At 65.6% G+C, this 12,401-nt stretch carries 9 protein-coding genes; 5 read left to right on the top strand and 4 right to left on the bottom strand.

The window, feature by feature from the left end; all coding sequences use genetic code 11:
• Nucleotides 1–3: 3 nt before the first annotated feature.
• Genes AC0WR5_RS09510 through AC0WR5_RS09500 form a run of 3 tightly spaced genes read right to left on the bottom strand, consistent with a single transcriptional unit; the run spans nt 4 to nt 3,754 of the window.
• Nucleotides 4–1,041: an oxidoreductase gene (locus AC0WR5_RS09510; protein WP_475868558.1), complete on the bottom strand. Its 1,038-nt coding sequence runs from the start codon at nt 1,039–1,041 to the stop codon at nt 4–6.
• Nucleotides 1,038–2,108 carry an LLM class flavin-dependent oxidoreductase gene (locus AC0WR5_RS09505; protein WP_475868556.1) on the bottom strand — a complete coding sequence of 357 codons (1,071 nt, stop codon included), beginning with the start codon at nt 2,106–2,108 and terminating at the stop codon, nt 1,038–1,040. Before AC0WR5_RS09505 ends, AC0WR5_RS09510 begins: the two co-directional genes overlap by 4 nt.
• Nucleotides 2,109–2,143: 35 nt before the next feature.
• Nucleotides 2,144–3,754, bottom strand: coding sequence for an amidohydrolase (locus AC0WR5_RS09500; RefSeq protein ID WP_475868554.1), 1,611 nt, complete (start codon nt 3,752–3,754; stop codon nt 2,144–2,146).
• A gap of 194 nt (nt 3,755–3,948) precedes the next feature.
• Here AC0WR5_RS09500 and AC0WR5_RS09495 point away from each other — a divergent pair, with 194 nt between their 5' ends.
• Nucleotides 3,949–4,725, top strand: coding sequence for an IclR family transcriptional regulator (locus AC0WR5_RS09495; protein WP_475868552.1), 777 nt, complete (start codon nt 3,949–3,951; stop codon nt 4,723–4,725).
• Here the strand turns inward: AC0WR5_RS09495 and AC0WR5_RS09490 are convergent.
• On the bottom strand, nt 4,695–5,447 hold the full coding sequence (locus AC0WR5_RS09490; protein WP_475868550.1) for an IclR family transcriptional regulator: 753 nt from the start codon (nt 5,445–5,447) through the stop codon (nt 4,695–4,697). The two genes, AC0WR5_RS09495 and AC0WR5_RS09490, sit on opposite strands and share 31 nt — an antisense overlap.
• Before the next feature lie 276 nt (nt 5,448–5,723).
• On the opposite strand from AC0WR5_RS09490, the gene AC0WR5_RS09485 reads away from it, so the two are divergent.
• From AC0WR5_RS09485 to AC0WR5_RS09470, 4 genes are read left to right on the top strand one after another with little or no spacing between them, the layout of a single operon-like run.
• A complete protein-coding gene (locus tag AC0WR5_RS09485; protein WP_475868548.1) occupies nt 5,724–7,766 on the top strand; it encodes a hydantoinase/oxoprolinase family protein in 2,043 nt (680 codons plus the stop codon).
• Between the two features lie 10 nt (nt 7,767–7,776).
• Nucleotides 7,777–9,765 (top strand): hydantoinase B/oxoprolinase family protein, encoded by a 1,989-nt coding sequence (locus AC0WR5_RS09480; protein WP_475868546.1) that lies wholly within the window; start codon nt 7,777–7,779, stop codon nt 9,763–9,765.
• Nucleotides 9,762–10,550 (top strand): alpha/beta fold hydrolase, encoded by a 789-nt coding sequence (locus AC0WR5_RS09475; RefSeq protein ID WP_475868544.1) that lies wholly within the window; start codon nt 9,762–9,764, stop codon nt 10,548–10,550. Before AC0WR5_RS09480 ends, AC0WR5_RS09475 begins: the two co-directional genes overlap by 4 nt.
• 29 nt (nt 10,551–10,579) lie before the next feature.
• Nucleotides 10,580–12,349, top strand: coding sequence for a flavin-containing monooxygenase (locus AC0WR5_RS09470; RefSeq protein ID WP_475868542.1), 1,770 nt, complete (start codon nt 10,580–10,582; stop codon nt 12,347–12,349).
• Nucleotides 12,350–12,401: the final 52 nt, after the last annotated feature.

Genomic DNA, 12,401 nt, shown 5'->3' with positions numbered 1-12,401 from the left:
GGATCAGAAGGCCAATGCGTATTGGCTGGGCACAGGGGGCTGAGCCCCCAGGTGCAGTGCCGCCTGAAGCGGCCAGTACGGTTGGCGCAGGATCGGACGACCGACCACCACCATGCTGGCGGTAGCGTCGGACACCAGGGTCTCGGCGTGGGCGGCATCCCGCGCCCCGCCGCAGATGGCGGGGACCCCTTCGGCCAGCAGGGATTTTGCCAAGGCATGCTGTGTCTCTGCCGCAACCGGCGGCAACCCCGGCACGATGTTCCCGGCTGCCACGTCAACCCCATGCGCCCCGGCGGCCACCAGACGACGCGCCAGATCGGCGATATCTTCCGTCGTCAGGCCATCCGGCAGACCATCCTGGGCGGGAAGGCGCACAATCACCGCCATTCCCCCATCCGCTTCCGCCAGAACTGCCTCCAGCACATCGAAAAGCAGCTTCTCGCGGCCGGCTGCCGTTCCACCCCAGCCGTCGGTCCGATCATTCAGCACCGGCGACAGGAACTGGTGCAACAGGTAGCCGTGGGCGGCATGGATCTCGACCAGACCAAAGCCCGCCGCACGCGCACGACGCGCACCATCGGCGAAGCCCTGAACGATTTTCGGCATATCGTCGGCCACGGTCGCACGTGGCGCGCGCCACCCCTCCCCGAAAGCCTGGGCTGCCGAGGAAATGAGATCGCAATCGGCACCCCTCCGCTCCTTGAAGGCCTTGCGACCGGCATGGGCGATCTGAATGCCGCAGACGGCACCCGCTGCCTTGCAGAAATCCACGACACGGGCCAGCGGGGCAACATGTGCGTCATCATACAGACCCAGGGATGCCGCACTGACCCTTCCGTTCTCAAGCACCGCCGTGTCCTCGAACAGCACCAGCCCGCATCCCCCGACGGCACGCGACCCATAATGGACCAGGTGCCAGTCGGTGGCGCAGCCATCTTCACCGGCACTGTTCTGGCTCATCGGAGACATGACGATGCCGTTGCGGAACTCCACCGGGCCAAGGCGGCCCGGGGAGAAGAGTGCCGATCCGGCCTCGATCATTCCGCCGCCTCGCGGACGGGGGTGTGGAAATGCGGCATGACTTCGGTCGCGAACAGTTCCATCGAACGGCGCACCTGCGCGTGCGGCTGGCCCAGGTGGTGCCAGGTCGAAATCACGTCGACACCCAGGTCATAGTAGTCCTGCATCTTGGCGCGGACGATCTCGGGGGTGCCGATGAAGGTATTGGCATACATCTCTTCCATCGAGGGCTCGTTCGGGACGGCCTTGTCGACGATGTATTCACCCTTCTTGATCTCTTCCTTCTTCATGTTGACCTGCTGCTCGATGATCCGGTGGTGATCGCGGATCGTGTACAGGATCTCCTTTGCCTCGGCCTCGGTCGGGGCAACATAGGTTTGGCGGTTGATCCCGAACATGGAGCTTTCGCGGGCCCTGCCCTGCTCTTTCAGACCTTCCTCGAAGCCGCGGTAGACCTGCTCGACCCAGCTGAACGGCTCCCGGAACGGCGAGTTCAGGTGATGCGATTCATAGCCGAGGCTGATCGCCCATTTGGTCGAGCTGGGCGACAGGGCGGCGATCCAAAGCCGCGGGTGCGGACGCTGCACCGGAGCAGGCAGGACCGTCGTGCCCGGATACTGGAAGAACTCGCCGTCATAGGCCAGGTCCTCTTCCGGGTTGGCCCAGTGCTGGGTCATGATCTTCATGTGCTCTTCGAAATAGCGGCGGCTTGTCGCGTCGTCCATGTTCATGCCATAGCGCTCGGCCTGGTAGGGCGAGGCGCCGCGGCCCACGCCCATGTCCAGGCGGCCATCGCAGAGCTGGTCCAGCTGGGCGATCTCGCCCGCCAGGCGCAGCGGATGGTGGAACGGCAGCACCATGATGGCCAGGCCGATGCGGATGCGCTTGGTCTTCTGCGCGATCATCGCCGCCAGCTGCAGCGGGTCGGGCGTGGCCAGGAAGGAGACCAGGTTCTGCTCGGCCAGAAAGATGCCGTCATAACCCAGTTCCTCGGCCAGAACGGCTTCGGCAACAATCTCTTCGTAAACCTGGCTGATCGGCTTCTGACGACCATGCCATGCGCCTTGGAGGAAACAGTAGAACTTCATTTGGGATCTCTTCGATTGGAGTTCAGGTAAGGTGTTCAGGCGGCGGCCCAGACCTTGCGGCCGCCAATCCAGGTTTCATCGGCATGCAGCATGGCCAGGTCACTCGCCGGCAGAGTTGCCGGGTCGGTCTTCAGAACCACGAAATCGGCCAGTTTGCCGGGTTCCAGCGAGCCGATCTCGTGCTCGCGCCCGATCGAGCGGGCAGCATGGCGCGTGTACATCTTCAGAGCGGTCGGGAAATCCAGCAGCTCCTCGGTGTCCAGCACCTCGCCATTGCTCATTTCCCGGGTCATCAGGCAGTACATGCCGAAGAAGGGGAAATGCTGGCGCGGATGGATGCCGATGGCGTCCGAGTTCCCCGGGACGGCAAATTCCTGCTCCACGACCATGGTGCGGAAGGGGAACAGGCCCTTGCCGCGCTCCGGGCCGAGGTTTTTCAAATAGCCGGGAGCAGTCGTATGAATGAAAGGCGCCTGCGGCACGGGAAGGATGCCGTGGTCCTGGAACCGCTTCGCGCGATCGGCCGTCCAGAAGGCATTGCCTGCGTGCTCGATCCGGTGACGACCACTGGCAGGGTCACGGCCCGCACCGAGGGCTGCGTAGGCGTCAATCGCGGTATCCAGCGCCAGGTCGCCGATGGCATGGACGCAGATCTGGTGGCCGGCTTCATCCAGGCGGCGTACCGCTTCCTTGTAGACATCGGGTTCAAAGGCCAGGTCGCCAAGGATGTCCGTGCCGTAGTAGGGCTCATGCATTGCCGCCGCGCGCGAGGTCAGTCCGCCGTCGAGGAACAGCTTCACGCCGCCCATCTTCAGCTGCTCGGGATCGGCCCCGGCATAGCGGGCAGCAAGAGTGCCATCGCAGGCCTCGTCGAAACTGGCGACGCGGGGCAGTTTGGGATAGGCGGTGACACGGATCTTCAGGTCGCCCTGCTTCTCCATCTCCAGGAAGGCATCGACGCCGCCGGGCAGCATGGTGAATTCGCACAGGGAGGTCACGCCGCCGGACAGGTAGCTGTCCTGGGCAATCGACAGCGCGGGCAGCAGCTCGTCCAGCGGCCAGTCCGGCCCGTCGATCTCGTCCCACATGTCGATGGTACGCCCCGTCAGGCGGCCGGTCTCGGGCTCCCGCTCGAGGCGGCCGCCATTGGTATCGGGCGTATTCTCGTCCACGCCCAGCACTTCCAGCGCCTTGGAGTTCAAGACGTTGATATGGAAGCTGAAGCGGCAGACAACCGGGTGATCCGGGGCGACCCGGTCCAGATCATCGCGGTCGGGATAGCGCTTTTCGGCCAGCAGCTGGTCCTGGTAGTGGTTGCCCTGCCCCAGGATCCAGCGCCCCTTGGGCGTTTCGGCGGCCTTGGCGGCGATCCGGTCCAGCAGCTTGTCCATGGTATCGACCGCCGGATAGCGATGATCCACCGCAATACCCCAGGCATAGGCCAGCATTTCCATATGGGCATGTCCGTCGATCAGCCCGGGCAGCAGCGTGGCACCGCCGGCATCGATAATCTCATCCGCAGGCGTATCCGCCGCTGGATCGAGGGCGACGACGCGACCGTCCTCGATCAACATGGACTGCGCCTTATGGCCGTCATCGGCCATCGTGTAGATGTTCGCATTGGTCACGAGAGTCCGGTGGGACATCCGCGTTCTCCTGGCGTTGTTGTATTGAATGGCTGGCACCGGCGGGGAGGGCCACGGGGAGCGTGGCCAAACCGGTGGCAGGAATGTACCTATGCTGCCCCCACCCGGCCCGGCGCTCAATCTTGCAATCGGGCAAAGGGGTGATATTCACATATGTGAACGACGCTTCTTGGAGCGCGCAAAGGAGAGAGGCGATGCCGAAATCCGTGCCCACCGTGAAATCGGCCGAACGGGTCATGCTGGTGCTGGCCTCATTCGAGGAGCTGCGCCGGCCCGCCACGCTTCAGGAGCTGGCCGCCCGACTGTCGCTGCCAAGATCCAGCACGATGTACCTTCTGAAGACATTGCAGCAGATGGGATACCTGACCTTCAACGCGACGCGGCAGGATTACTTTCCCTCGGCGCGGCTGCGGCGATTGACAATGTGGATGGAAGACAGCCCCGGCGTGGATGCACCAGTGGCCGCGATGATGCGTCAGCTGCACGAGGCCTTCGGTGAAACCGTCGCCGTGGGCATCCGCAACGACCTTTACCTGCAATACCTTGGCGCGGTCGAATCCTCGTCGGTCATCCGCTACGCCATCGCGGCGGGCGACCAGAGGCCACTGGCCGAATCCGCAATGGGCTGGCGCCTGCTGGCGGCGATGGCGGACGATGCAGCTGAACAGGTCCTGCGGCGTTCGGCCATCCAACTGGACACCCCGCCCTTCGACCCGGAGGGGACAGCCAGGGAACTGGCGCGCATCCGCGAGCAGGACGGCTATTTCCGGCATGACCTTGAAAGGCCCTATCGTGCGATGACCATTGCCATGTTGCTGCCCGGCGATTTCAACGGCCAACTGCGTGTCATGGGGGTCGGCGGCCCGACTGAGCGTATCCTGCCCGTCGCCCCGGAGATCGCCCAGAAGATGCGAAGTCTGATCCGGGACATGCCCGCGCTTCAGCCCTCAGCCGAGGGCTCGGGGCGGTAAAGCGCTATCAGGCGGCTCATCTCGGCGCGGATTTCATCAACGCGCCCCTCCATCCGGTCGATGAAGCCCCCTACCCCGATGACAATGGGCGCACCGTTGAAGGTGGCCGGAAGGATCATCGACACGGTCCCGGCTTTGGGGGGAATATTGGCAACGTAGCAGTAGTCCTGCCCACGGACCTTTTCCATCTCCAGCAGGAAGTCCTCAAGGGGCCCGACGTTCTGGCGGGTTTCCAACGAAGAGCGGCGATAGACTTGTTCGATGCTGCGCGGGTCCATCCGGCTCAGAAGCAGCCAGCCCATGCTGGTATCCAGCAACGGCCTCTGCTCCCCCGCCCGCACGTTGTAGCGCACGATGTGATCCGATTCGAAACTGCGCAGGTACATCATGATGGTGTCATTCTGCACGCCGAGCGCAACGGTCTCGCCGCTGAAGGCGCGCAGCTCGGTCATCAGGCGGGTGATCCAAGCGGCTTCGGGAGTCGGATCCTCGATCCAACTGCCCAGATCCTTCACCAGCATCGTCGGGAAATACTGACGCGTATAGCTGTTGTAGTGCAAAAGTCCGTTTGCCGTCAGTGTCTTGAGAAGCGCGGTCATGCTGGATTGCGGATAGTGCGTCGCGTCCAGCAACTCGGCTTGTGACAGCGGCGTTCGGTAGCGGGCAAAGACCCGCAGCATCTCGATGACGCGTTGCGCCGATTTCACACTCTCGGGGGCCATGGGGGGATTCCTCGCTCAAATTCTCACCTTTTGTATCACAAATGAGTTTCTTTGATACACATATATAGTGGAAGTTGACGCCAAGCGCGAAGCTGCGGCTTAGTGCCCCCCAAGGGACGGGCTGTGCCATCACTCCGCACCCCCAATAAAACTGAAACACATCAACAGCTTGCAGGCCTCCTCCTGCGATCCGCGAAGTCGTTTCGCGAGATTGCGGCCTGCTGAAAACATGTGCGGCCACGCTCCCCTTTGGCCGTAACTGGAAAGGAAACGACTATGGGATATCGCGTCGGCGTCGATATCGGCGGGACCTTCACGGATCTCTGCGCCTTCGACGAAGCCACGGGCGTGCTGCACACGATGAAGGTGTTCTCGCGCCCCGACCAACCCGGCGCGGATGTCGCCGAAGGTGTCCGAATGCTGCAGGCACGCTATGGCATCGCCCCGTCGGAAATCACCCACTTCACCCATGGCACCACGGTCGGCATCAACGCCATCATCCAGCGGCGCGGCATCGACCTGTGTCTCGTGACCACCGAAAACTTCGGTGACGTGCTGGAAGTGGCTCGGCTGAAAATGCCCGATCCCTACGATCTGCTGTCGCGCCGCCCCGACACGCTGATCCCCCGCGACCGCGTGCTGGGCCTGGCCGAACGCATCATGTCCGACGGCAGCGTCGACCTGGCCCCAAGCGAAGAGGCCATGGCCCGGACCCTCGCCGATGCCCGCGCCGCGGGCGCCCAGGGAATCGTCATTTCGCTGCTGCACAGCTATCGCAACCCGGCCCATGAGATCGCCTTCCGCGACTACCTGGCCCTGCACGCCCCCGACCTGCCGGTCTTCTGCAGCCACGAGGTCTGGCCGATCATCCGCGAGTACGAACGCACCATCACTGCCGTGCTGCACGGCTATGTCCAGCCGCGCGTCAGCTTCTACATCGACGCGCTGCAAAAGGCCCTTGGCGACAGCGGCGTGCCGGCTGCGCCGATGCTGACCAAGTCCAACGGCGGGCTGATGCGCGCCGAGGCGGGCAAGAAGGACTGCGCCCAGATGCTGCTGTCGGGCACCGCCTCGGGCGTGGTCGGCGCGGCGCTGATCGCCGGCCAGACCGGCCTGCCCCGCGTCATGAGCGTGGATATCGGCGGCACCTCCGCCGACGTGGCGGTCATCCGCGACGGTCTCCCAACCTATGGCGTGGGCGAGATCATCGGAGATTTCCCGATCTATATCCCTTCCGTCTCGGTCACCTCGATCGGCGGCGGCGGCGGCTCCATTGCCGCGCTGGATGAATTCGGCCTGCTCTCCGTGGGCCCGGAAAGCGCCGGTTCCACCCCCGGCCCGGCCTGCTACAGCCGTGGCGGCGAGCGTCCGACGATCACCGATGCGCTGGTGGTCATGGGCTTTCTCGGCCTCGCTGACCTTGGCTATGATCAGTTCAAGCTGGACCATGACGCCGCCCGAGCCGCCGTCGATACCGTCGCCCGCGGCCTGGCTCGCCCCACCGAGGACGCGGCCGAGGCGATCGTCGCCGTCGCCGTCTCGGACATGCACCTGGAGATCAGCAAGCTGCTGTCGCGCGACGGGATCGACCCCAAGACGATCTCGCTGATGGCCTTCGGCGGCGCGGGGCCCATGCTGACCTGCTTCCTTGCGAAGGAGCTGGGCGTTTCCACCGTGGTCGTGCCGCCCTCTCCGGGCGTGCTGGCGGCGCTTGGCGGGCTCGTCTCTGACATGCGCAACGACTTCATCTCGACCCTCTATGCCGATCTGGACGCGGCACTGCTGCCGAAGCTGGAGACCGAGCTGGAGACGCTGGAACGCGAGGCCCGCAGCTGGCTGATCGACGAACAGCAGTTCACCGGCACCGAGATCGTCGTCTCCATCGCTGCCGAGATGCGGTATGCCGGTCAGTCCTTCGAGATCGAGGTGCCCTTTGCCAACCGCGAAGCCGCACTGGACATCGAAGCGATGAAGGCGGCCTTCCACGCCCGCCATCATGAGATCTACGACTATTCCGACCCCACGGCCCGGGTGCAGATCATTGCCCTGCGCCTGACGATCGCCGGGATCGTGCCGAAGCCCAGCTTCCCGGTCGGCATCGAGACCCCGCACGAGGCAAGCCCCGAGCGCATGGTCGAGGTTTTCCTCGACGGTGCCCGCCGCCAGATCCCGATGTTCCGCCGCGACGCCCTGACCCCGGGCGCGCGCTTCACCTCGCCCGCAGTGGTCGTGCAGTCCGACACCACCAGCTGCATTCCCGCGGGCTTCACCGCCCATGTCGACATCCACTCCAACCTGATCGTGACGCGCAATGCCTAAGGATTTCTCCATGGATTCCATCGACCTGGCGATCTTCGGCAACCGCTGCCGTGCCGCCGCCGAGGCGATGGCCTTCACCCTCTACCGCACCGCCTACTCGACCTTCGTCAAGGAGACCGAGGATTTCACCACCGGCCTGACGGATGCCGAGGGCCTGACCTTCGCCTCGCCGCGCCAGTTGGGGGCCACCTGGTTCACCGGGCTCGACTATGGCCAGGCGATCCGGATGATCGACGACTACCAGCCGGGCGACATCTGCATCACCAACGACCCCTACAGCGGCTTCGTGTCGACCCATTCGCCCGACATTCACCTGTGGAAGCCGGTCTTCCATGACGGCGAGCTTGTCTGCTTCTCGGTCGGTCACATCCACAACACTGACATGGGCGGCGCCGTGCCCGCCTCGATCTCGCGCACGCTGACGGAGGTGCACCAGGAGGGCATCCGCATCGCCCCGCGCAAGCTGGTGCGCGCAGGCGAACTGGATCAGGGCGTCGTCGACATCCTGATGACCAACGTCCGCAACCCGGATCAGAACTGGGGTGACCTCAAGGCTCAGATCGCGGCGCTGAACACCGGCGAACGCCATGCAAAGGAACTGCTGGAGCAGTTCGGCGCGGAGCATTTCCGCAATGGCATCGCCTCCCTGATGGACCTGGCCGAACGGCAGGCAAAGGCCCTGCTGGCCTCCATCGAGGACGGCGATTACAGCTTCACCGACTTCATCGACGAGGACAGCCCGGACGGCAAACCCTGCCGGCTGCACCTGACCCTGCGGGTGCGTGGCGAGACGGCAGAGCTGGATTTCACCGGCTCCGATCCGCAGGTGCAATCCTCGCTCAACATGCCCACCGGCGGACACGAGCGTCACGCCCTTCTTATGGTCGGGCTGATCTACGTGCTCTATTCGCTGGATCCGCGCATCCAGCTGAACGCCGGCCTTTTGCGGCCCTTCCGCGCCATCGCGCCCGAAGGATCGATCCTGAACCCCGCCTATCCGGCGGCGGTCGGGTTGCGCTCGATCTCCACCGTCCGGCTGATGGGGGTGATCCTGGGCGCCTTTTCCCGCGCGCTGCCCGGCCGGCTGCCGGCAGCACCCTCCAGCGGCGGGCCCATCGTCAGCGTCCAGACCAGCGATCCGGTATCAGGCAAGCGGCGCATGACCTCCATCGGGCCGGTCACCGGCGGCTCTGGCGGCACGCCCCTGCGCGACGGGCCGGAGGGCTCGGGCGGCAACAACGGCTTCCTGAAGAACACGCCCGTGGAGATCAACGAGGCCGAGCTGCCGATCAAGTTCCATCGCTATGGCCTGGCTCCTGACAGCGGCGGCGCCGGCAAGCACCGCGGCGGCATGGCCCTGACCGTGTCCTTCGAGGTCTTCGCACCACGCACCATGGTCTCGGCGCGAAACCGCGACCGGTCGCGCTTTGCCTGCTGGGGCGCCGAGGGCGGCCGCGCAGGACAACCCGCCGCGCTGGTGGTCAACCCCGGCACGCCGGCCGCGCAGGACATGGGCAACCTCGACGTCATCACCCTGAACCCCGGCGACATCATGCAGGTGGTCAGCGGCGGCTCGGGCGGCTGGGGCGATCCCCTGACCCGTGCGCCCGAGGCCGTGGCGCTGGACGTGCGGCGCAGGCTGGTCTCGGTCGACGCGGCGCAGGCGCTCTACGGCGTGGTGCTGAAGGACGGCGCGCCGGACCTGCCCGCCACCGAGGCCCTGCGTGCCGACATGGCCCAGTCCCTGGCCCCGGCGCATTTCGATTTCGGCCCCGGCCGTGCCGCCTTCGAGACCACCTGGAACGCCGCCGCCTATGACGCGCTGAGCGCCGTCCTCGACCGGCTGCCGACCGCCTGGCGGTTCTTCGTCAAGCACCGGGTCTTCGACGCCGTGGGCACCCGCCCCGCCGCCGAGGTTCCCGCCCTGATCGACACGGTTCTGGCCCAGCTGGAACAGGAAATCCCCGCACTGAAACGTGCCATGAAAGCTCCGCAATGACCCAGAACACCTTTGTCGCCGCAGATGGCAGCACCCTCGGCTACCGTATCAAGGGCGAGACCGGCCCCTGGCTGATCCTGTGCCACGCCCTGCTGGCCTCGTCCGAGCAATGGGCCGGCCCGCTGGAAACCCTGTCCGACAGCTTCCGCGTGGTCTGCCCCGACACCCGCGGCCACGGCCTCAGCCGCGATGCGACCCCGGCGGAAACCGTGGCGCAGATGTCAGACGACGTGCTGGCGCTGATGGACCACCTCGGCATCGACAGGGCGCACCTGCTGGGCGCTTCGATGTCCGGCGTCATGGCGCAGGATTTCGCCAGCCGCTACCCCGACCGGGTGGACAAGCTGATCCTGGCCAATACCACCTGGCGCTATGGCCCCGAGGGCCACGCGGCCTGGCAGGCCCGCATCGACACCGCCCGCGCCGATGGACTGGGCCCGGTTGTCGAGGGCACCCTGGCCCGCTTCCTGACCGAGGATTTCCATGCCGGCCAGCCCGCGCGCGTCGAGACGCTGCGCCGCGCCATGATGGCTTCGGCCGTCGAAGGTTTCTGCGGCTGCTGCCGCAGTCTGGACGGCACCGACCTCACCGGAGTCCTGCCCCGGATCACCGCTCCCACCCTGCTGATCGCGGGCGAAAGCGACATCGCCACCACGCCCGCCATCATGGCAGAGCTCTCGGCCCGGATCCCCGGATCCGAGCTGGTGGTGCTGCCGGGCGCCCACCTGTGCAACTACCAATCCCCCGATCTCTTCGACGCCACGCTGCGCCGTTTTCTGGCCTGATCGGCCGCCAACATCTTAGCGGAGGCAACATGACCCCCCTCGATACGACAGACATCACCACCGGCGCCACCCAATGGCTGGCCGCGCTGGACAACGCCCTGGCATCAGGCGACAGCGCCGCCGTCACCGCGCTCTTCGTTGACGACTGCCACTGGCGCGACATCCTGGTGCTCGGCGACACCATCACCACGGCCTCGGGCAAGGACCGCATCGCGGCGCTGCTGGAGGAAACCGCAGGCACGCCGCGCCCGGCGAACTTCCGTCTGGCAGAGGGCCGCACCCCGCCGCGCCTGGCCACCCGCAACAACCGCCAGGTGATCGAGCTTCTGTTCACCTGCGACGCGGCCTGGGGCCCTGCCGCAGGCATGGTGCGCCTCCTGGCCACCGAGGACGGCCTGCGTGGCTGGAGCTGCATGACCGCGCTGCAGGACCTCTCGGACGAATATGACGATCTGGGCGGCGCCCGTCTGCCCGAATACGAGCGCCTCTTCGGCGGCCCGACCTGGAAGGACCAGCGCGCCCGCGCCCGGGCCTATCTCGATCACGACCCGGCCGTGATGGTCGTCGGCGGTGGCCAGGCAGGTCTGGCGGCAGCCGCACGGCTGACCAACATGGGCATCGACACCCTGGTCATCGACCGCCAGAAACGCACCGGCGACAACTGGCGCAACCGCTACGACGCGCTGGTCCTGCACAACCAGACCAACATGAACCACCTGCCGGACATGCCCTTCCCCGACAGCTGGCCCAACTACATCCCGAAGGACAAGCTGGCCAACTGGTTCGAGATCTACGCAGAGGCGATGGAGATCAACACCTGGAACGAGACCGAGATCGTGGCCGCCAGCCATGACGAGGCCAGCGGGTTCTGGGACATCACCGTCAAGAGCGCCCAACATGGCGAGCGCCGCCTGCGTCCCCGACACGTGATTTTCGCCACCGGCGTCAGTTCCATCCCGACGGCGCCGAAGATGCCCGGCCTGGAAGCCTTCAAGGGCCAGGTCGTCCACTCGGCCGCATTCCATGACGGCAGCGACTGGTCCGGCAAGCCGGTGGTTGTCGTGGGCACCGGGAACTCGGCCCACGACGTGGCCCAGGACCTGGCCGCCAACGGCGCACAGGTGACGATGATCCAGCGCAGCCCGACCTATGTGATCAGCCTGGCCGAGGCGCAGAAGCTCTACACCCTCTACAACGAGGGCCTGCCCCTTGAAGATACCGACCTGATCAGTTCCGGCACACCCTTCCCGGTGCTGCTGGAGGCCTGCCAGGCGCTGACGGAGCGTGCGCGCCAGGTCGACACCCCCCTGCTGGAAGGGCTGAAGGCCAAGGGGTTCCGCATCGAGTTCGGCCCGGACGACAGCGGCTTCCAGCCGATGTATCTCCGGCGCGGTGGTGGCTACTACTTCAACCTCGGCTGCTCGGATCTGATCGTCGACGGCACCATCAAGGTGGTGAATGCGGCCGATGTGGAGGGCCTGGCCGAAAATGGCCTGCAAATGTCCGACGGCGCGCTCATCCCGGCCGAACTGGTCGTCTTTGCCACCGGCTTCAAGAACCAGCAGGAAACCGTCCGTGCGATCCTTGGCGACAGTTTCGCCGACCGCGTGGGTGAGGTCTGGGGGCTGGATGACACCGGCGAACTGAAGAACATGTGGAGCAAGACCGCTCAGCCGGGCCTGTGGTTCACCGGAGGCGGGCTTGGCCAGTGCCGGATCTATTCGAAGTACCTCGCGCTGCAGATCCACCGCGAACTGGCGATGTACAACGCCCGACAGCAGGCACAGGCTGCCGAATAATCAGCCGGTCCCGGAGCACTGGCTCCGGGACCGACACTTCTCCAAGCGGACC

It is taken from the genome of Pseudooceanicola sp. DL12 (assembly GCF_056270665.1).
Note: the sequence above shows the minus strand (reverse complement) of the source record. Positions and strands in the feature narration are given on the sequence as shown.